Annotated in this window: 17 protein-coding genes and 2 pseudogenes; 14 read left to right on the top strand and 5 right to left on the bottom strand. The window is 60.1% G+C overall.

What is annotated here, in order from left to right; all coding sequences use genetic code 11:
* Positions 1-259: 259 nt before the first annotated feature.
* Entirely contained in the window at positions 260-769 is a 510-nt protein-coding gene (locus GKKCFE_RS14470) for a hypothetical protein (protein ID WP_445576699.1), read from the bottom strand.
* Positions 770-1,195: 426 nt separating this feature from the next.
* On the opposite strand from GKKCFE_RS14470, the gene GKKCFE_RS14465 reads away from it, so the two are divergent.
* Genes GKKCFE_RS14465 through GKKCFE_RS14450 form a run of 4 tightly spaced genes read left to right on the top strand, consistent with a single transcriptional unit; the run spans position 1,196 to position 5,507 of the window.
* Positions 1,196-2,053 carry a sugar phosphate isomerase/epimerase family protein gene (locus GKKCFE_RS14465; protein WP_445576698.1) on the top strand — a complete coding sequence of 286 codons (858 nt, stop codon included), beginning with the start codon at positions 1,196-1,198 and terminating at the stop codon, positions 2,051-2,053.
* Positions 2,046-3,095 carry an isopenicillin N synthase family dioxygenase gene (locus GKKCFE_RS14460; RefSeq protein WP_047229680.1) on the top strand — a complete coding sequence of 350 codons (1,050 nt, stop codon included), beginning with the start codon at positions 2,046-2,048 and terminating at the stop codon, positions 3,093-3,095. The genes GKKCFE_RS14465 and GKKCFE_RS14460 overlap by 8 nt, the downstream gene beginning before the upstream one ends.
* A gap of 23 nt (positions 3,096-3,118) precedes the next feature.
* Positions 3,119-3,916, top strand: coding sequence for a transporter substrate-binding domain-containing protein (locus tag GKKCFE_RS14455; protein WP_445576697.1), 798 nt, complete (start codon positions 3,119-3,121; stop codon positions 3,914-3,916).
* Positions 3,917-3,965: 49 nt separating this feature from the next.
* Complete coding sequence (locus GKKCFE_RS14450; protein WP_445576696.1) at positions 3,966-5,507, top strand: amino acid ABC transporter permease/ATP-binding protein; 1,542 nt, start codon at positions 3,966-3,968, stop codon at positions 5,505-5,507.
* Between the two features lie 153 nt (positions 5,508-5,660).
* Here the strand turns inward: GKKCFE_RS14450 and GKKCFE_RS14445 are convergent, their stop codons facing one another.
* Both GKKCFE_RS14445 and GKKCFE_RS14440 read right to left on the bottom strand, forming a co-directional pair.
* Positions 5,661-6,359 carry an SDR family oxidoreductase gene (locus GKKCFE_RS14445; protein WP_047229677.1) on the bottom strand — a complete coding sequence of 233 codons (699 nt, stop codon included), beginning with the start codon at positions 6,357-6,359 and terminating at the stop codon, positions 5,661-5,663.
* Positions 6,360-6,422: 63 nt separating this feature from the next.
* Positions 6,423-7,634, bottom strand: coding sequence for a multidrug effflux MFS transporter (locus tag GKKCFE_RS14440; RefSeq protein ID WP_160894257.1), 1,212 nt, complete (start codon positions 7,632-7,634; stop codon positions 6,423-6,425).
* 114 nt (positions 7,635-7,748) lie between these two features.
* Between GKKCFE_RS14440 and GKKCFE_RS14435 the strand changes: the two are divergent.
* Both GKKCFE_RS14435 and GKKCFE_RS14430 read left to right on the top strand, forming a co-directional pair.
* Positions 7,749-7,910, top strand: a pseudogene (locus tag GKKCFE_RS14435) (hypothetical protein); the annotation flags it as partial.
* Between the two features lie 636 nt (positions 7,911-8,546).
* On the top strand, positions 8,547-8,912 hold the full coding sequence (locus tag GKKCFE_RS14430) for a MarR family winged helix-turn-helix transcriptional regulator (protein WP_410479146.1): 366 nt from the start codon (positions 8,547-8,549) through the stop codon (positions 8,910-8,912).
* On the opposite strand, the pseudogene GKKCFE_RS14425 reads toward GKKCFE_RS14430, so the two are convergent.
* A pseudogene (locus GKKCFE_RS14425) lies at positions 8,881-9,180 on the bottom strand (hypothetical protein); the annotation flags it as partial. The gene GKKCFE_RS14430 and the pseudogene GKKCFE_RS14425 overlap by 32 nt on opposite strands.
* A 71-nt stretch (positions 9,181-9,251) precedes the next feature.
* On the opposite strand from GKKCFE_RS14425, the gene GKKCFE_RS14420 reads away from it, so the two are divergent.
* The 8 genes from GKKCFE_RS14420 (at position 9,252) to GKKCFE_RS14385 (ending at position 16,642) form a co-directional block, all read left to right on the top strand.
* Positions 9,252-9,599, top strand: coding sequence for a hypothetical protein (locus GKKCFE_RS14420; RefSeq protein WP_188251092.1), 348 nt, complete (start codon positions 9,252-9,254; stop codon positions 9,597-9,599).
* Between the two features lie 486 nt (positions 9,600-10,085).
* Positions 10,086-10,385 carry a hypothetical protein gene (locus tag GKKCFE_RS14415; RefSeq protein WP_188251093.1) on the top strand — a complete coding sequence of 100 codons (300 nt, stop codon included), beginning with the start codon at positions 10,086-10,088 and terminating at the stop codon, positions 10,383-10,385.
* Positions 10,386-10,656: 271 nt separating this feature from the next.
* On the top strand, positions 10,657-11,163 hold the full coding sequence (locus GKKCFE_RS14410; RefSeq protein ID WP_076384100.1) for an RNA polymerase sigma factor: 507 nt from the start codon (positions 10,657-10,659) through the stop codon (positions 11,161-11,163).
* Positions 11,160-12,086 carry a FecR family protein gene (locus tag GKKCFE_RS14405; RefSeq protein WP_310662869.1) on the top strand — a complete coding sequence of 309 codons (927 nt, stop codon included), beginning with the start codon at positions 11,160-11,162 and terminating at the stop codon, positions 12,084-12,086. The genes GKKCFE_RS14410 and GKKCFE_RS14405 overlap by 4 nt, the downstream gene beginning before the upstream one ends.
* Before the next feature lie 131 nt (positions 12,087-12,217).
* Entirely contained in the window at positions 12,218-14,617 is a 2,400-nt protein-coding gene (locus GKKCFE_RS14400) for a TonB-dependent receptor (protein WP_188251096.1), read from the top strand.
* Positions 14,618-14,968: 351 nt separating this feature from the next.
* Positions 14,969-15,271: an ArsR/SmtB family transcription factor gene (locus GKKCFE_RS14395; protein WP_047230144.1), complete on the top strand. Its 303-nt coding sequence runs from the start codon at positions 14,969-14,971 to the stop codon at positions 15,269-15,271.
* A 62-nt stretch (positions 15,272-15,333) separates the two neighbouring features.
* Positions 15,334-16,308: a zinc-dependent alcohol dehydrogenase family protein gene (locus tag GKKCFE_RS14390; protein WP_445576695.1), complete on the top strand. Its 975-nt coding sequence runs from the start codon at positions 15,334-15,336 to the stop codon at positions 16,306-16,308.
* Positions 16,309-16,348: 40 nt separating this feature from the next.
* Positions 16,349-16,642, top strand: coding sequence for an antibiotic biosynthesis monooxygenase family protein (locus tag GKKCFE_RS14385; RefSeq protein ID WP_139049732.1), 294 nt, complete (start codon positions 16,349-16,351; stop codon positions 16,640-16,642).
* 461 nt (positions 16,643-17,103) lie between these two features.
* Here the strand turns inward: GKKCFE_RS14385 and GKKCFE_RS14380 are convergent, their stop codons facing one another.
* Entirely contained in the window at positions 17,104-17,997 is an 894-nt protein-coding gene (locus GKKCFE_RS14380) for a LysR family transcriptional regulator (RefSeq protein WP_445576694.1), read from the bottom strand.
* Between the last annotated feature and the right edge of the window lie 53 nt (positions 17,998-18,050).

Below are 18,050 nucleotides of genomic sequence, written 5' to 3'. Positions count from 1 at the left end.
TCTGATCTGGAAGCTTTAATTGAGCTGGCTTGCTGTGGCGACGGTTAGCTGGCTCCGGACCGAACCGTTACCCGTGGCCTTCAAAATCGCATTGCACAAGGCCCGGGCGACAGGTGCGTAACTGGTCTGGCTGGGCTGGCCGGCTTCGGGAGCCCCGGTGGGATTGATCAGGTGCACCGCGATCTGTCCTGGCAGCCATGAGACGAGTGGCCAACGGGTGCGATAGGCAGGTTTAGGCCGGGTATCTCCGAGGGTCGGCTCAAAATCGCAGGATGTCACGAACGCTATCCCCATCATGAAAGCGCCTTCGAGCTGCGAGCGCACGCGACCAGGATTTTTCAAGAAAACCCAAGTCCGCGACAACGACCGCGTCATGAATGATCAAGCGGCCTTCGTCGCTCACTTCGATATCGAGAACGACCGCCATGCAGGTCTGCGCGTCATAGTGGGCAGCGATGCCTTGCGCCCGACCATGTCTTGGGGGCTTGCCCCAATGAGCTTTCTTTGCCGCTTCGGTGATGACGCTCTGCATTCGATGGCCGTCGACGCTTGATGAGTGCCGAGTGCCATCGTTCACCGTCGATGCCGGATCAATCAGCGAAAGCAGATAGTCCCTGTGATCCAGCTTGCAGGTTCGCACCTGCGCGGCCATGAATCGCTGTTCGGCGAACAGGCGGAGCAACAGGCCTTTTCTGTCCAGATTGCTGTCGAGCGTCGATTGCCAAGTAAATGGATCAAGAGCACTAGCGTGCGCATCAGGATGGCTCATTGCGTTTCTCCTTCCGGCGGATGGCAAGAGGTCCAGCTAAAGCGATGTGTCCTTGGTGCCTGTAACGCTGGCACCGTAGGGCAGTCATTGGGGTACTTTAGGGGCAAGGATCTGACGTCAGAGTGACCGGAGGCTGACAGGAACATGTCAGGCGTTGGGCTGGTCGGCTTTGGTCCAGGCGTCGTTAGGAAACGCACGATAGACGTGCACCGGCGTCCCGGGTTCACGCACCAGGTCGATGTTAGTTCATGGATTTCTGAACTAACTATTTGCTACAGCCTATTCAATCATTTGTCACGATGGCCTTAGGATCCTCCCCACGGGACCGCCGCCATCAGAGCAGCAGCCCGCAGCAGCCCCTTTTCGACTGCCCAGCAACGCCACCAGCCCAATCCGCCAGTGGCCCGACGCAGTCGAGAGGAATGCATGAAGCTAGAGATTTTCCGTACCTTATGGGGCTATACCGCCGGCCATTCATCCGCCCTGGATGAACTGCTCGCCGCCGGTTTTGATGGGATCGAAGCACGCCTGCCACTGCCGGCCAATGAGCGTGGCGAGTTCGGCGCTTTCCTGCGTAGCAATCACGTCCCCTACATTTGCACCCTGTTCAGTGCTTACGATGTCTTGCCTGATCAGCGCGCCACACCTGCCCAGCACTTGGTCGACATCGATCGCAAGCTCGGCTGGGCCACGGAGCTGACACCCCGTTTCGTCAATCTGCTTGCAGGCAATGATCGCTGGCCTCTGGCGCAGCAGGTCGAGTTCTTCGGTCAGGCCCTGGAGCTGGCCGCCAGGCATGGGGTGTTCTGCAGTTTCGAGACTCACCGCGCCCGCTCCCTGTATAGCCCTTGGGTGACTCTGGAACTGATTCGCCAACTGCCGGAACTGCGTTTCACCAGTGACATCAGCCATTGGGTGGTGTGCTGTGAGCGGTTACTGGACGACCCGGCCGACGATCTGTCGTCCTTCGTCGAGCGCGTTCATCACATTCAAGCTCGGGTCGGTTATGACCAGGGCCCGCAAGTTCCCCATCCCGCCGCCCCGGAATATGCCCGTGAACTGGTGTTTCACCAGCGCCACTGGGAGGCGGTCTGGGCTTCTCAATTTCAGCGCGGCTATGCAGTCAGCACCCTGACCCCGGAGTTCGGTGCCGACGGGTATCTGCATCACTTGCCCTTCACCAACATGCCAGTGGCCGATCTCTGGACCTTGAACCAGTGGATGGCGCGAACCGAGCGCGAACACTTCAACCGTTTTACCTGTGAAGGAGCCCACCATGAATAAGACTTCGCTGACCCAGGCCAACTTCAATCGCATTCCGGTGGTGAACATCGCCGGCCTCTTCAGTATCGAACTGGAGCATCGCCTTGCCGTGGCCGAGCAACTGGGGCGTGCCGCCAGCGATGTGGGGTTTCTGTACATCACCGGACACGGTATTGATCCGGCACTGATCGAGGGTCTGCGCCAGGCGAGCGAGGATTATTTCGCGCAGCCCCTGGAGACCAAGATGCGCCATTACATTGGTGCCTCGGAAAGCCACAAGGGCTTCGTGCCCGAAGGTGAGGAGGTGTACTCCAAGGGCAAGCCGGACCACAAAGAGGCCTTCGACATCGGTTTCGAAGTGCCGGTGGACGATCCGCTATTCCTGAGTCGAACGCCGCTGCTGGGCCCGAACCACTGGCCCGACGTGCCGGGTTTTCAGGCTGCAGTACAAAATTACTATCAGGCCGTGTTTGCCCTGGGCCGCCGACTGTTCGATGGCTTCGCCCTGGCCCTGGGCCTGGAAGAGGGCTACTTCGACGCACTGGTCACCCGGCCGCCTTCCAAGCTGCGGCTGATCCATTACCCCTTCGACGCCACTGCTGTGGATGCTCCCGGCATCGGCGCGCATACCGACTACGAGTGCTTCACCATCCTGCACGCCGATCAGCCGGGGTTGGAGGTGTTAAACGACCAGGATCAGTGGATCGATGCACCGCCAATGCCCGATGCGTTTGTGGTGAACATCGGCGACATGCTGGAAGTCATGACCGCTGGGACCTTTGTGGCCACCGCTCACCGAGTGCGCAAGGTGGCTCAGGAGCGCTATAGCTTCCCGCTGTTTTACGCCTGCGACTACCACACGCTGATCAAGCCGTTGCCGGCATTCATCAATGACGCTCAGGTCTACGAGGCGTTGACGATTGGTGAACACATGTGGAGTCAAGCCCTGCAGACCTATCAATACCTGCGCAAACGCGTCGAGAACGGCGAGCTTGAACTGCCGTCCCGAGCCCGCAAGCCATCGAGCTTCGGTCGCCTGAAAAACACTGCCACTCATTCCTAAAAAAACCAACGGAGCTTCCCAACATGAAAACCCCCTACGCCTTGACCCGACTGAGTCTGCTCGCCGCTAGTCTGTTCTGTGCCAGTACCGCCTTCGCCAGCACCGCGACCCCGGGTGTATTGAAGGTCGGTATGGAAATCACCTACCCACCGTTCGAGTCCTATGACGCCAACAAGAATGTGGTCGGCTCCGACCCGGAGTTGGCCCATTCCCTGGCCAAGGCAATGGGCGTCAAGGCCAACTTCGTCGATACCAAGTTTCCCAATCTGCTCAATGGCCTCAACGCCGGGCACTACGACGCAATCATCTCCGGCATGTACATCACCCCGGAGCGCCAGGCCCAGGCCCGGACCATTGCTTATGCCAACACCGGCGCGGCGATCATGGTGCCCAAGGGCAGTGAGTTGAACCCGCAGGTTCCTGAAGACCTGTGTGGCCTGAAAGTCGGGCTGGAGCAGGGCACCACCTGGGTCGGCAAGTTCCGTCAGTTGTCCAGCGACTACTGCGTCCCGAACAACAAGGGTGCCATCACCGTCAGTGAGTTTCCCTCGGCACCCGAGGTGACGCAGGCGCTGCTGTCAAAGAACATCCAGGCTCAAGTGGAAATTGCCGGCGCCGCGCACATGATCGCTCAGCGTACCAACGGCCGTGTGATCGTCAGCTCGCAGAAGTTGGTTTACCCGCAAACTTTGGGCATCTACGTCAAGAAAGACGCCGACGCGACCTATCAGGCGCTGGTCAAGGCGTTGGCTGAGAGCAAGGCCAACGGCGAGTACGCCGCCATTCTCAAGGCGTATGACCTGGAACCAGTCTCTGAGTAATGCCTGAAACCGCGCCCTCGATCGGGGGCGCGGCTTGCGCGAGGTGTCTATGCAATTCGATTGGGCTTACTTTTTTTCGCTGTTCTCCATGGCTGACTTCTGGGCGGCGAGCCTGACCGTCATCGAACTGAGCACCCTGGCCTGGTTTCTGGGCATGCTGCTGGGTTTCGTCCTGGCATCGGCCAAACTGTCGAGCGTGCGTTGGCTGCGCATACCCGCATCACTCTACATCTGGTTCTTTCGCAGCATTCCGCTGCTGGTGCTGGTGGTCTTCGTCTACAACCTGCCGCAGTTGCTGCCCGGTGCCGGGCCGGTGCTGTCGGTGCCATTTTATTCCGGCCTGTTGGCGCTGGTGGTCACTGAGGCCGCCTACATGGCAGAAATTCATCGTGGCGGGCTGATTTCGATCGCCAAAGGCCAGAAGGAAGCGGGCCGTGCCCTGGGACTTGGGCTGCTTGGCGTGCAACGGCTGATCGTTATTCCTCAAGCGTTTCGTATCTCACTGCCGACGTTGATTAACGAATACATCACGGTGGTCAAACTGACCTCGTTGATCTCGGTGATTTCACTGACCGAACTGCTGACTGTCGGCCAGCGCCTGTATGCCCAGAACTTCCTGGTTATGGAGACCCTGGCGGCTGTGGGCGTGTACTACGTGCTGATCGTTACAGTGTTTGGCTTTGCCTTGCAGCGTCTGGAACGTTACCTGGACCTGAACCTGCGTACACCGCAAACCCTGGAGAGCGCCTCGACACAAGTGCTGCGTGACAGTCTGGCACCTAGGGTATCGAGCAAGGTCAGCCTCCCAGCCAAAGGTGCGGCCCCGGCCCTGCATCTGCAGGACGTGCACAAACGCTACGGCGATCATCATGTGCTCAAAGGTATCGACCTGAAGGTGCAAAGCGGCCAGGTGATTTCCATCATCGGCCCGTCCGGCTCCGGCAAGACCTCGTTGATCCGCACCATTAATGGCCTGGAAGGCATCGATCAGGGTGAAATCCTGTTGTTCGGGGAGGGCTTCATTAATGCCGAGGACAAACCGGATGGCTCTCGGGTTCGTCAGGGCGTGCAGCGCATCGGCATGGTGTTCCAGAACTTCAACCTGTTTCCGCACCGGACACTGTTGGACAACATCAGCCTCGCCCCTCGTTATCATGGCGTCAGCCGCACACTGAGCGAGCAACGGGCCTGCCAGCTGCTCGACAAGGTCGGCCTGCTGGCCCACGTTCACAAATATCCGCATCAACTGTCTGGCGGCCAGCAACAACGTGTGGCGATCGCCCGGGCCATGGCCATGGACCCGGACATCCTGCTGTTTGACGAACCGACCTCGGCGCTGGACCCGGAACTGGTCGGCGAGGTACTTACGGTGATCGCCGACCTGGCTCGCGAAGGCATGACCCTGCTGATTGTCACTCACGAAATGGAATTTGCCCTGTCGATCTCTGACCGGGTGATTTTCATGGAAAACGGCAACGTGCAGCTGGATGCCTCGCCACAGGCAATCCGCGAAGGGCATGGCGCCCAACGGGTGCGACGGTTTATCGGGTTGGAAGAGTCAGAGGAGGAGCGTTGCCTGTTGATGAGCTGAATTGAGCGCGTTTGGTCGCATGATCCGCTTTATGCCGTGGGATTTTGACCGTCCCATGGTTCATTGCGGTCGTGGCTGCCAATGCGATAAGGAGATTGCAAAGCCCAGATGAGCCGGCGATGAAAGCTGCCGGATCTTTCGGGTCACTCGGTTTTACGATATCGGTCGCAGGTAGATACCGTTGCTCAGATTTTGCTTGAGCTGCTGGCTCGTCTCGTCCGCCAACACTTCCGGCTGGTCGTTGGCAACGCCATCCAGTGCGCGCTGGACCACATCGTGAGGGTTTGCCTTTGGCACGCCTTCGATACCGCGCGTCATGTCGGTGTCCACGAACGCAACATGCACGCCCACGACCAGGGTGCCCTGACTTGCCAATCGCAGGCGCAGGCCATTGGTAAGCGACCAGGCCGCCGCTTTGCTTGCCGAATAGGTAACGGTGGTGGGCAGGTTGATCCAGCTCAGGGCCGAGTGCATGTTGACGATTGCACCACCGCCGTTGGCGGCCAGGATCGGTGCGAAAGCCAGGCTGATGGCGAGCGGGGCGACCGCGTTGGTCTCGAACTCGTGGCGAAGGGTTTCCAGGCTAATGCTGTCATGCGCTTCGCCGCTGATGCCGGCGTTGTTGATTAGCAGCGTGAGGTCGTGCGCCTGTTCAGTCGCCGCCGCGATATCTTCGGGACGGGTCACGTCGAGTTTGATTGGCACCACGTTGGCCTGGGCTTCGAGAGTGGCGGGGTCACGTGCCGCGGCGTAGACCTTCGCGGCACCCGCCGCGAGCAGTGCTTGCACGAAGGCCTTGCCCAACCCACGGTTGGCGCCGGTCACCAGCGCCACGCTACCTTTGATCTGCATGTTGATTCTCCAGTTGTTGGTCATGACGCAAACAAGAAACGACGCCTCAGCGCTTTAGCGTGTTTATTTCGCGAGACTGCCCCTTAGAAGGAACAGCGCCAGTGCGATCAGACAGGCTGTCGTCTGGACACCGCCCAGTGCTGTAACCGGTGCAAGCGTCAGCACCGAGACCAGCCAGGTTGTCAGTGCAGCCGCCCCCATGGAAACAAAGCCCAACAGGGCGGAAGCCATCCCGGCTTCCTTACCAAAAGGTCCCATGGTGATGGCCGTGCCCAGCGGATTGGCCAGGCCCATGCCCCAAAGAAACGTGACCATTGAAAGGGCATACCACCCAAGGCTCGGATCGGCCGGGCCTGCGAGCAGGAGCCCTCCGCCCGCCATGGCACAGGCAATGCCCAGCGTGGTAATGAGTCTTGGGCCGTAGCGGTGCGCCAGGCGCGGGGCCGCCATGCCGGCTGCGAACACAACGAACACCGTGCAAGCGAAGTACAGGCCCGTCTGCAACGACGTCAGGCCGATCCCTTTCATCAGAATAGCGGGGGCGGCGGCGAACGATGCGAACAGTCCGCTCATCAGCAGGCTCATCGAAAGGGCAGGCAGGATGAAGCGCTTATCCAGCGTCAACCGCCGATACGCGAGCACCACGCTCTTGGCTGAATGCGGCGCGCGGCGGTCGGCGGGATGGGTCTCGCCAAGGCCGCGAACGTAGAAGAAGGCGAGCGCAACGGCGGCCAGCCCTACCAGGATAAAAATCGCCCGCCATCCAAGCGTGACCGACAGCAGGCTACCCGCCAGTGGTGAAAAACCTGGCGCAGCGGCGGTGGCAATCATGGTCAGCGACAACGCGCGAGCGAGTGCCTCTCCCTCAAACAGATCCCGTGCAATTGCGCGCGACAGCACTGAGGCGGCACACACGCCCAATGCCTGGATGACGCGTCCTGCAATCAGCGTATCGAGGGTGTTGGCGAGGCCTGCGACGACGGTGCCCACCACGAAAATCGCGAGTCCTCCCAGCACCAGCTTCTGGCGCCCGTAGCGGTCAGCCAGCGGCCCGACCACCAACTGGCCCAGTGCGAAGGTGATGAAGAAGCTGGACAGCGTCAGGCCAAGCGCGCGGGCGTCCACTCCCAGGTCTTCACCGATGACGGGGAATGCTGGGAGGATGATGTTGGTGGAGAGCATACCGATAGCAGCCAGGCCAGCGAGCAGTGCCACGATTTTTCCGGTCAATGGCTGGATGGCCTGGACGGGGGCATTCACAAAAGTTGTCGTCATGGATTTACATCCCTTGGCGCTTATGGAAGCGGTAGTCGTGGAATTGGCCGTCAGGCGGAAGTCGGCCCGCACTCTGGCTACGGCGTATGATGGTTGTCATATTTTCAGCCAAGCATGATGATCATCATGTTATTCGTCAAGCATAAATATCGAGGTCCACCGATGAGATATCCTGCAAGCCAGACTGCAGAACGGCGCGAGAAAATCCTTGAGGAGGCCTCCCGGTTGTTTCGCGGCAAGGGCATCGCAGGGGCGAGCATTGCGCAGGTCATGAAGGCATCGGGCCTGACTCATGGCGCGTTTTATGCGCACTTCGATTCGAAGGATGCGCTGGCTTGTGCCAGCCTTGAGCATGCGATGGACCAGTTGGCGCTACGGTTGCGCGACACTGTCTCCAGCAGCGATACACCCAAGCAAGCCTTTCTGGACAGGTACCTAAGTCAGGGTCACCGCGACCACCCGGAAGCAGGCTGCGCAATGCCTGCGTTGGCCATTGATGTCGCACGCGAACCGGGGATGCGGCGTTCGTTCACGAGCCGGGTCGCCGGAATGATCGAGTCGTTCAGCGCCAGTCTTCCCTGGCGGCGTGACCGATCCAGGGAAGACCAGGCGATCGGTTTCATGTCGGCGATAGTCGGCGCCATGGTGCTCGCCCGAGCGGTCGACGATCAACCGCTGTCCGACCGCATTCTTCAAGCGACACGTGACGAACTGCTTGCGGGTGAGCAGGCTGGGGCAGCAGCAGCACAGGCTTTGGACAATATCCCCGACATCAGCCGACCCGTAGCCCGGAAAATATCTAGTGAGCTAGATAATGTTGAGCTACAAAAGCGAGTTCCTGCCAAAAAGGCTGCAGTGCAACGGGAAGTCGGAACCCAACTGTCCTTTGCTCTGTACGGTGCCGCCAATCGGATGATTCGCCTGCACAAACCCTTGCTGGAGCCCCTTGGGCTGACGTTCCCCCAGTACCTGGTCATGCTGGAACTGTTCACGGACGCGCCCAGGACCGTGGGCGATCTGGGCGCTGCACTTGGGATGGATACCGGGACGATCACGCCCTTGCTCAAGCGTCTTGAAGCGTCGGGCATGGTGACTCGAGCCCGCGACAAAAGCGACGAACGCCGCGTGCTGATTGCGCTTACCGACGCTGGGGAAGGCCTGCGCGAAGAGCTTTGGGCCGTCACGGACAAGATCAAGACCGCCTGTCAACTGACTGAGGATGGGTTGGAAGCTCTTCGCGGCACGCTTAAGGCTTTTGCGCGTCCCGCTGGCGAATGAGGGCAGCCCTCCCGAAGATAGGCGTCGATGCGGCAAGTGCATCCTTCACGTCCAACCGTTTAGGCAACAGCTTGTTGGCATAAAACAGATCTGCTGTGGCCTGCTGCGCTTCGATGATTTTTTCATCCATGGGCAGTACCGGTGACGGCTGCCGATTATCCACGTAACGAGCGATCACGGCTTCGGGCAGCCCCATGGATTGAGTCAGCCCCCGAAGGCTTGCTTCTCGTTGGCTGCGAGTCAGGGCTTCGGCTGCGGTAAGCTCATCGTTTCGCGGGTAACGCGATACCTAATTCAATGTGTCAAGATTCGGCCACCAAGGATGAGTACCCATCGAATATGCCTAGCCTGACCTCCAATGCCGATTTCATGCAGCTTGCCCTTGCCCAAGGGCGCTTAGCCTTACCCGACTGCCTTCCAAACCCGCCAGTAGGTTGCGTGCTGGTAAACAGCGGGGTCGATAAAGTTTTTGTTGGATTGCTTGATCCCGATCCAAGAAACTCGGGAGCGGGCATAAGAATGCTACGAGATGCAGGCATTACAGTCGTTGTCGGCTTACTGGCGGAGGAAGCTGCTGAGGACTTAGCTGATTTTTTGGTAAGTAATTGCGGTGGATCGTTGGATCGCAATGATCAGCAAATCGTTAGTCCCTCAGCGCAAGGTGGGATGCCCGGACGGTTACATTGAAAAGTATGTGGCTGGCGACGATCGTTGCTTGCGTCATCAGTGTGAGCTTTTGGCTGGCGGCGTCATGGTTGGCCGGAGTGAATGAGCCTTGGGACGCGCAATGTTATTGGGCTGTTCTATATCCTGCGTCCCTGGCGCTGACATTGACGCTTGGTCTGCTGTTTCAAAAACGCGGATGGCTGGCAGGCCCTATCGTAATGTTCGGGCAGATTCCGTGTGTGATGATGACATCTGGAGCGGGGCCGCTACTGGCAGTTGGCATTTTGTATTGCATTTTGCTTTCGATCCCAGCAGTGATGCTGTCTTGGGGCACGTGCGCGATCTATCGGCGGCTCGCCGCTAGCTGATGCAGATCGAACCGTGGTGAGCGCGCGGGGCGCAATTGTCCAGACGAACCAGCGCATCCCCTTGTCTCGATTCTGCTGGGGAACGACCCCCTGTGCTTGTAAGTCTACCTGTATCTACTCATTGGTAAGGTACAGCGCAATGGATAAGACAATCACCGTGGATCAACTGGCTACCACTGACCTTGGATCATTCAATGAGATATGGCTCGGCGGGACTCATACCCAGCTATGCCTGTGGCGTGGCGCCCAAGTCTTCACTCACGAAATGCTCAGCGAAGGCACTCACGATCAGAATGTCCGACGCCTGTGCTTGCAGTTGGTCAACCCTGACGATCAGGCCGCAGTGGCCAGCGTTGAGCTGATTGCGCGCGAACGGCTGAAAAAGATGGGGAAGGAAGGCGAGTTTTATCCGGCTGAGGAGGCGGACACCCATCAATAGTCGCTCTGCAGTTCTGATAAAAAAAAGGAATACCGGCTAGTCATGAGGGTCTCAGTACGTCACATGATTTAGTGGCTACTGCCCCAGCGACCATCGCTTCTGGCCTAGAGTGTGGTCTCTCAATAACGATCCCTATCGTAGTCTCCCGATTGGTTGCCCCTGATTGTTCCACTGTTGGTCATAACCAACGAAATGTCGCAAACGCCTCATTAATTGAAAGTCATTATCATTTGAGATAATCTCGCGGTTCTTCCTCGCTTGAGTCGCTTGCGTGTCCTGGCCACCTGATCCTCATTCCGCTGACGGCGAGTTCGAGAGCCATTCGAGCGAGCTGCTGCGCTTCCTCACGCGGCAGGTGAAGTGCGCAGAACTGGCAGCCGACCTGCGCCAGGAGACTTGGTTGCGCTTTCGCCGGCGCGAGTCCGGGAAGGAGATCGGCAATCTTCGTGCTTTCCTCTATCGCATCGCGCGCAACCTGATCATTGACTACCGCCGTCAGCAAAAATCGCGCCCTGTCGAAGAGGAGATATCCGTCGAATTGGTCAGTGCCCAGCCTGGTCCGGAGCGAGCGGCAAGCGACGCCCAGCGCCTGGAGCTATTGCAGCGCGTAGTCCAGGATTTGCCACCGCATCTGCGTCAGGCGTTGTTGTGGAATCGCCTGGACGGGCTGACCCAGCGTGAGATCGGCGAGCGCCTGGGTGTCTCGGAAAGCATGGCCGGACGTTATATTTTGAAGGCCCTCGAACACTGCCAGCAGCAGATGGACCCGCAGCCGTGACTCATCCTTCGCTTCTCGATCAGGCCCGGCAATGGCAGGTGTTGCTGCATTCTGGTCGCGCCACCGCTGCCGATCGCGAGGCCGCGCATGCCTGGCGCCAGGCGGCGCCCGAGCACGAGCAAGCATTTCGTGAGGTGGAAGGGCTGTGGTCTTTGCTCGGCCAGATAGAACGTCCGGCCGAGCAGCCTCAGGTGCGCGTGATGCGTCGCCATCGACGTTGGGCGACTCCGCTGGCCTGCGCCGCGATGCTGTTGCTCGCCCTGTGGCTACCGCGCGGCACCTGGATTGGCCTGTATGCCGATATCAGCACCCAGCCGGGGGAGGTGCGCGAGTTGCGTCTGGCAGATGGTTCGTTGTTGACCCTCAACGGTGATTCGGCGCTGGACTGGCAGTTTGTCGACGGTCGCCGCGAGGTCAGGCTGTACCGCGGCGAGGCGGATTTCCAGGTAGCCCCTGACCCGGCTCGGCCGTTCACTGTCACTGCCGGCGAAGCGCGCATACGCGTCACCGGCACGCGCTTTGATGTGCGTCTGGAGGAGGGCGGTGTCGACCTCGCGGTCAGCGAGGGCCGAGTGTTGGCCTCCAGCGAGGGGCGCGAGCCGCTGCCGGTGGTCGGCGGGCAACAGGTGCAGTGGCGCGGTGGGGAGTTGCAGGTGCCGCAGGCATTGGATGCGCGCCAGCGCTTGGGCTGGCAGCGCGGCAAGCTGATATTCCGTGACAGGCCACTGGAGCAAGTGTTCGCCGAACTTGAGCGCAGCCAGTCTGCGCGCGTGCTGTTTGTTGACGAAGCCGCTCGCAGGGTACAGGTGACCGGTGTGTTCGCCCTCGACGATCCACAGGCGGTGTTAAGTGCTGTTGAAACCACCTTGCCTGTGCGTCTGGTGCGCTTGCCGGGGTTGATTCTGGTCGCGTCACGCCGCTGAGACTCGCGCCGCGCCTGGGCCTTCAAGAAAACAGAAAATATTTAGGCGGCGATGGTTCAGAAATCATCGGCCCCTTCGTCTTCTGTTCCTGCAAATGCGACTTCTTCGCATTGATAGCCAAGGACATCAGCATGCGGTCGACCCCCTTCCTCGCGGCGCTAGCCGTACTCCCCCTGGCCATGGCTGCCGCACAGGCGCAAGCCGTACAGCTCGACGTGCCCGCCCAGCGACTCGACGCGGCGCTCATCGATTTCGCCGAGCAGGCCGACGTGCGTCTGCTCTATGAGGCCGGCCTGACCCGTGGCAGTGGTGTGGCGCAGGCGCTCAAGGGCGACTATTCGGTGGTCGACGGCCTGCAGCGGTTGTTGGAGGGCAGTGGCCTGAGCTTCCAGACTGGCGACGACGGCACCATCACTCTGGTGCCGCTGCCCGAGCAAGGTGTGTTGGAGCTGGGCTCCACCACCATCAGCGGGATCGCCGACGGCCGTGTCGATCTGCCGGCGGAGTACGCCGGTGGGCAGACGGCGCGGGGTGCCCGCATCGGCGTGCTGGGCAACCAAGACATGCAAGATGTGCCTTTCGCCTTCTCCAGTTACACCTCCGAGCTGATTGAGACGCGCCAGGCGCAGACCCTGGCCGAGGTGCTGGCCAGCGATCCGGGCGTGCGTCAGTCGTTCGGCTTCGGTAACTTCTCCCAGGTGTTCGTTGTGCGCGGGTTCCAGCTGTTCAGCGACGATATTGCCTTCAACGGGCTGTACGGTATTCTGCCGCGACAGATCATCTCCACCGAGTCGGTCGAGCGGGTCGAGGTGTTCAAGGGGGCTAACGCCTTTGTGAATGGCGTGTCGCCGTCGGGCAGCGGTGTCGGCGGGGCGATCAACGTGGTCTCCAAGCGTGCCGAGGACAGCCCCACGCGCCGCGCCACCTTGGACTATGCCAGCGACAACCGAGTGGGTGGGCACCTCGACCTGGGCCAGCGCTTTGGCGAGGAAAACCGCTTCGGCGTACGGGTGAACCTGGCCCAGCGCGAGGGCGAGACAGCGGTGGACGAGGAGCACTCGCGCTTCAGTCTCGCCACCCTCGGCCTGGACTACCGCGGCGACCGTCTGCGACTGTCTGCGGATCTCGGTTACCAGAAGCAACGGGTCAACGAGGGGCGCTCGGTGGTCTATCTGACCACGACGGGGCCTACCAGCACTCTCAACGGCAAGACGCCGTCGGCACCCGACTCCGACCACAACTACGCGCAACCCTGGAGCTGGTCGCAACTCGAAGACACCTATGGCATGTTCAGCGCCGAGTACGACCTGTCGCCCACTTGGACGGCATACCTAAGTGCAGGCGGCAAATACACGCGGGAGAACGGTATCTACGCCTCCAACTATGTCTACGGCGCGAACGGCGACGCACGTATCGGTCGCCTCTATTCGCCGCTGGACCAGGAGACCCTGAGCGCCGTCACGGGGCTGCGCGGCGAACTCACCACCGGGCCGGTCAGTCACCGCATCAACCTGGCCGGCAACGGCATCTGGCAGGAGAAGCGCAACGCGTTCGAGTCCACCGCGGCGGGCAGTCGCGGCTTCGGCAATCTGTATGAGGGCCAGCCCATCGCCGAGCCGCCGGCCACCAGCATCTCCGGCGATATTCACGACCCGGACACCACCGCCAAGGTGCAGAACCGCAGCCTGGCGGTGTCCGACACCCTGGGCTTGCTCGACGACCGGGTGCTGCTGACCCTGGGCGTACGTCGCCAATCCATCAGCTCCGATGCCTGGAGCGCGGCCAGCGGTGCCCGCACCTCAAACTATCAGGAAAGCATCACCACGCCGGCCTATGGCCTTGTGATCAAGCCCACCGAGTTCCTGTCGCTCTATGCCAACCGCGTCGAGTCCCTGCAGCAGGGGCCGACCGCGCCGGGCGCCGCGCTCAACAGCGGCGAGATGTTCGCGCCCTATCGCTCCAAGCAGATCGAGATGGGCGCCAAGCTTGACTGGGGCACCTTCGGCGGCAGTCTCAGCCTGTTCCGCATCGAACAGCCGCAGGGCGTGCTCGGCGGCGACGGCTATTACCGGGTGGATGCCGAGCAGCGTAATCGCGGCGTGGAGCTGAGTCTGTTCGGCGAGCCGCTGGACGGCCTGCGCCTGCTGAGCGGCGCCACCTGGACCAAAGCCGAGCTGCGCGGCACAGCCGGCGGCCGCGACGATGGCAACCAGGCGGTGGGTGTGCCGCAGTTCCAATTCAATCTGGGCGCCGACTGGGATGTGCCCGGCTTGTCCGGGTTGAGCCTGAACGGCCTGCTGCTGCGCACCGGCGGTCAGTTCGTCGACAGCGCCAACGAATACAGCATCCCTGCCTGGACCCGTGTCGACCTCGGCGCGCGCTATCGGACGCAACTGGAGGGCCGCGCACTGACCTTCAACGCGATGCTGGAGAACGTCGCCGACGAGAACTACTGGGCCTCTGCCAACGGTGGCTACCTGACTCAAGGTGCGCCGCGCACGCTCAAAGTGTCGGCCACCGTTGATTTCTGAGTTTGCCCACGATAAAGAGGGCGCCGTTGCAAGCTGTGCGAACACGCTAAAGGCGATTTCACCAGACGCTCCGAGAGGCTGCATTCGCGGCCTCTGTCGTCGTTGCTGCGATCGCACCAGAACCAGTCATGGGGTAGCGTCAAAGAGGGCGGTGAATTCGCCCTTGACGCTTTTGACCTGCTTGGCCCGTTATCGTGGTTTTTTTCAGAAAAGCCTTCACTCATGGCCACAGGCTGCTTTCGGCTAGAAGCAGGCACCCGCTCCAACCTGTGAAACCGCTGGCAATCCGAACCCCAAAATTATTCTAACCTTTCGTATTGACATATCGGTAAATCTCGATATCCTGAGTGCATGGAACTGATCGAAATATTCAAAGCCCTCTCGAACCCTACGCGTCTTCAAATCCTGAAAGGTTTGAAGGATCCCGTAAAGAACTTCCCTCCGCAGGATGAGGGTGACGTTCTCACGGTCGGCGTCTGCGTCAGTAGTATTCAAGAGGGTATCGGACTGTCGCAGTCAACGGTCTCCGGTTATCTTGCCACGTTGCAACGAGTGGGCCTGGTTGAAGTCAGGCGTATCGGTCAGTGGACCTACTACAAGCGCAATGAAGCAACCATCAGCGCGCTTGCCGAGGTCATAGGGAAAGATTTGTAATTTTTTTACCTTAACATATCGAGATATCTCGATATTCAATTTTATAGATGCGAGGATTTACCATGAAAGCGATGATACTGAAGTCATTTGGCGGTCCTGAGTCGTTCGAGCTCCGCGACGTGCCCAAGCCCGTGCCGGGCGCGGGACAGGTCCTGGTCCGGGTACACGCAACCTCGATCAACCCGTTGGATTATCAGGTTCGACGTGGCGACTATGCCGACCTGGTGCCACTGCCGGCCATTACCGGACACGACGTATCGGGCGTTGTCGAAGAAGTCGGGCCGGGTGTGACCAGCTTCGCTCCAGGAGACGAAGTCTGGTACACCCCGCAAATTTTCGACGGCCCAGGCAGTTATGCCGAGTACCACGTTGCGGCCGAAGGCATCATCGGGCGTAAGCCGCAATCACTGAGCCACCTTGAGGCAGCAAGTCTGACCCTGGTTGGCGGGACGGTATGGGAAGCACTGACCGTGCGAGCGGCGCTCAGAGTGGGGGAGAGCATTCTGATACACGGCGGCGCGGGAGGCGTAGGGCATGTCGCGATCCAGGTGGCAAAAGCCATTGGAGCGCGGGTCTTCACGACCGTGCGCGAAGCAAACTTTGAGTTCGCACGCAGCACGGGTGCCGATGTGCTCATCGACTACGAAAAGGAGGATTACGTCGACGCCATCATGCGCGAAACCGGTGGTCACGGCGTGGATGTGGTGTTCGACACCATCGGCGGCAACACACTGACGCGTAGCCCCGACGTGCTCGCCCAACTCGGCCGCCTAGTCTCGATTGTGGACATTGCCCAGCCGCAAAACCTTGTTCAGGCGTGGGGCAAGAACGCGAGTTATCACTTCGTTTTTACCCGACAAAACCGCGGCAAACTTGATGAGCTGAGCGCATTGGTAGAGCGCGGTCAACTGCGCCCGCACGTTGGCGCGGTCTATTCGCTGGCCGACATTGGACTTGCCCACGCTCGACTGGAGAGCCCCAACAACGGCCTTCAGGGAAAAATCGCGATTGCAGTCGAGCCATCGCTCATCTCGTGAGTGCGTACTTTTAATCAACTGAGCTTGTTGGAGGAATGCCATGATTTATGAAATCGCTCTGCTCCCTGTTCACAAAGAACGCATTGAAGCGTTCAGACACGCATTTGCCGAGGTCGCCCCTTTGCTCACCCGCGCAAAGGGTTACGGCGGCCACTTGCTAGCGCAAGGGATTGAAACCCCCCAGCAATTCAACCTGATCGTGCGCTGGGCTTCACTTGAGGATCACACGCCGGGCTTCGAGGCGAGTGAAGACCATCGGCTGTTCATGATGGGCCTGGAGGAATATTTTTCGGAAGAACCGAAGGTCTACCATATTGAGGGGGGGAGCTTTTAGGACTGACGAACATGATGCTTCCAACAATGCCGTCGGCATGGATGCTGCCGGCGCCTTGAGGGGCTTGAACTGGGACTAGGTGCCGGGTTTGAAGTCTTCTATGAAAGGCCCTAGATGTTTAGATCTAGACGTTTGAGCTGACTATCGTCCGCTTCTAGCCGATTCTGTTGAAAAAGCCGGCTTCGGTTTCCAGGGCAGAAAAGTACGCGTCGTAGATTGAAATTCTAACTTTCGGCATTGGCTTTCTAGCTCAGATTTCACGTAGCAGCGCGCAAAAGAGGTGTTTCCACCCATCAATTTTCGAGCAGTTTGGGGGAACCGACTTTTTCAACACAATCAGCCGAAAGCCGCCTCTCGCCAATCGCCACCGGCCAATCTCGGCTATAGCTCCCGATTGTTCCAGTCAGGCAAAACTCCCACAGCATTACGAGCATCCGGAAGGGGCAGGTGACGTTACCCGTTTACATCCGGTGATGTTCCAGCAAGAAGTCCACGAATAACCGCACCCGCGCCGGCATTGCCGAACCACCTACGAACACCGCATGAATCGGCTCCCGGTCTCCGGGGTTCCAGGCTTCCAGCAGCGGTACCAGATCGCCGCGCCGCAGGTCCTCGGCTACGGTGAAATCGCCGATACGCGCGATGCCAGCGCCTACCCGTGCGAGTTGTGCCAGCGCTTCACCACTGCTGCATTCGATGTTGCCGCTAACCTTCAGGGAAAACTCATTTCCCTCGCGGATGAACGGCCAGTTGGGTTCGGCACGCCGGAAGTTGAAGCGCAGACAGTTGTGCCGTAGCAGATCTTCCGGTTCCTGGGGGATGCCGTGGCGCTGCAGATACTCGGGCGATGCCACCACGACCTGGCCGGTGTCGCCGATCCTTCGTGCGGTCAGCGGGCTGTCGGGCAGATGGCCAAAGCGTACCGCCACGTCGGCCTGGCCGCCGAGGATGTCGACCACTTCGTCGCCGAGGGTGAGGTCGACGACGATGTTCGGGTAGCGGGCGCTGAATGCTGCCACCAAGGGAACGATGGTCTGGCGCCCATGGCCGAGGGCGGCACTGACCCGCAAACGGCCCCGGGGCACGCCCTGGTCGGCGATGGCTTCTTCGACCTCGGCCATGTCGGCCAGGATACGGCGGGCGCCGCGCAGGTAAGCCTCGCCCTCGGCGGTGAAGGTGATCGCTCGGGTGGTGCGCAACAACAGGCGAGTGCCAAGACGTTGTTCAGTACGCGCGATGATCCGACTGACCGCCGAGGGGGTCAGCCCCAATGCACGCGCGGCGGCTGACAGGCTGCCTTCCTGCGCCACGGTGGCGAACACGCTCATTTCACCTGATCTGCCGTTGAAGTCCATTTGTGCTCCGTACGCAAAGGTGATTGCCAGAAATGCTATCTACCGCCTGAAAA

It is taken from the genome of Pseudomonas sp. E141, assembly GCF_052659885.1.
This window is presented reverse-complemented; position numbering and strand designations above follow the sequence as displayed.

Excerpts from the sequence above, each read along its gene's own strand:
- GKKCFE_RS14465 (WP_445576698.1), top strand. The coding sequence starts at position 1,196 with ATGAAGCTAGAGATTTTCCGTACCTTATGGGGCTATACCGCCGGCCAT.
- GKKCFE_RS14420 (WP_188251092.1), top strand. The coding sequence starts at position 9,252 with ATGCCTAGCCTGACCTCCAATGCCGATTTCATGCAGCTTGCCCTTGCC.
- GKKCFE_RS14445 (WP_047229677.1), bottom strand. The coding sequence starts at position 6,359 with ATGCAGATCAAAGGTAGCGTGGCGCTGGTGACCGGCGCCAACCGTGGG.
- GKKCFE_RS14470 (WP_445576699.1), bottom strand. The coding sequence starts at position 769 with ATGAGCCATCCTGATGCGCACGCTAGTGCTCTTGATCCATTTACTTGG.
- GKKCFE_RS14380 (WP_445576694.1), bottom strand. The coding sequence starts at position 17,997 with ATGGACTTCAACGGCAGATCAGGTGAAATGAGCGTGTTCGCCACCGTG.
- GKKCFE_RS14385 (WP_139049732.1), top strand. The coding sequence starts at position 16,349 with ATGATTTATGAAATCGCTCTGCTCCCTGTTCACAAAGAACGCATTGAA.
- GKKCFE_RS14400 (WP_188251096.1), top strand. The coding sequence starts at position 12,218 with ATGCGGTCGACCCCCTTCCTCGCGGCGCTAGCCGTACTCCCCCTGGCC.
- GKKCFE_RS14455 (WP_445576697.1), top strand. The coding sequence starts at position 3,119 with ATGAAAACCCCCTACGCCTTGACCCGACTGAGTCTGCTCGCCGCTAGT.
- GKKCFE_RS14390 (WP_445576695.1), top strand. The coding sequence starts at position 15,334 with ATGAAAGCGATGATACTGAAGTCATTTGGCGGTCCTGAGTCGTTCGAG.
- GKKCFE_RS14450 (WP_445576696.1), top strand. The coding sequence starts at position 3,966 with ATGCAATTCGATTGGGCTTACTTTTTTTCGCTGTTCTCCATGGCTGAC.
- GKKCFE_RS14395 (WP_047230144.1), top strand. The coding sequence starts at position 14,969 with ATGGAACTGATCGAAATATTCAAAGCCCTCTCGAACCCTACGCGTCTT.
- GKKCFE_RS14440 (WP_160894257.1), bottom strand. The coding sequence starts at position 7,634 with ATGACGACAACTTTTGTGAATGCCCCCGTCCAGGCCATCCAGCCATTG.
- GKKCFE_RS14460 (WP_047229680.1), top strand. The coding sequence starts at position 2,046 with ATGAATAAGACTTCGCTGACCCAGGCCAACTTCAATCGCATTCCGGTG.
- GKKCFE_RS14415 (WP_188251093.1), top strand. The coding sequence starts at position 10,086 with ATGGATAAGACAATCACCGTGGATCAACTGGCTACCACTGACCTTGGA.
- GKKCFE_RS14430 (WP_410479146.1), top strand. The coding sequence starts at position 8,547 with ATGATTCGCCTGCACAAACCCTTGCTGGAGCCCCTTGGGCTGACGTTC.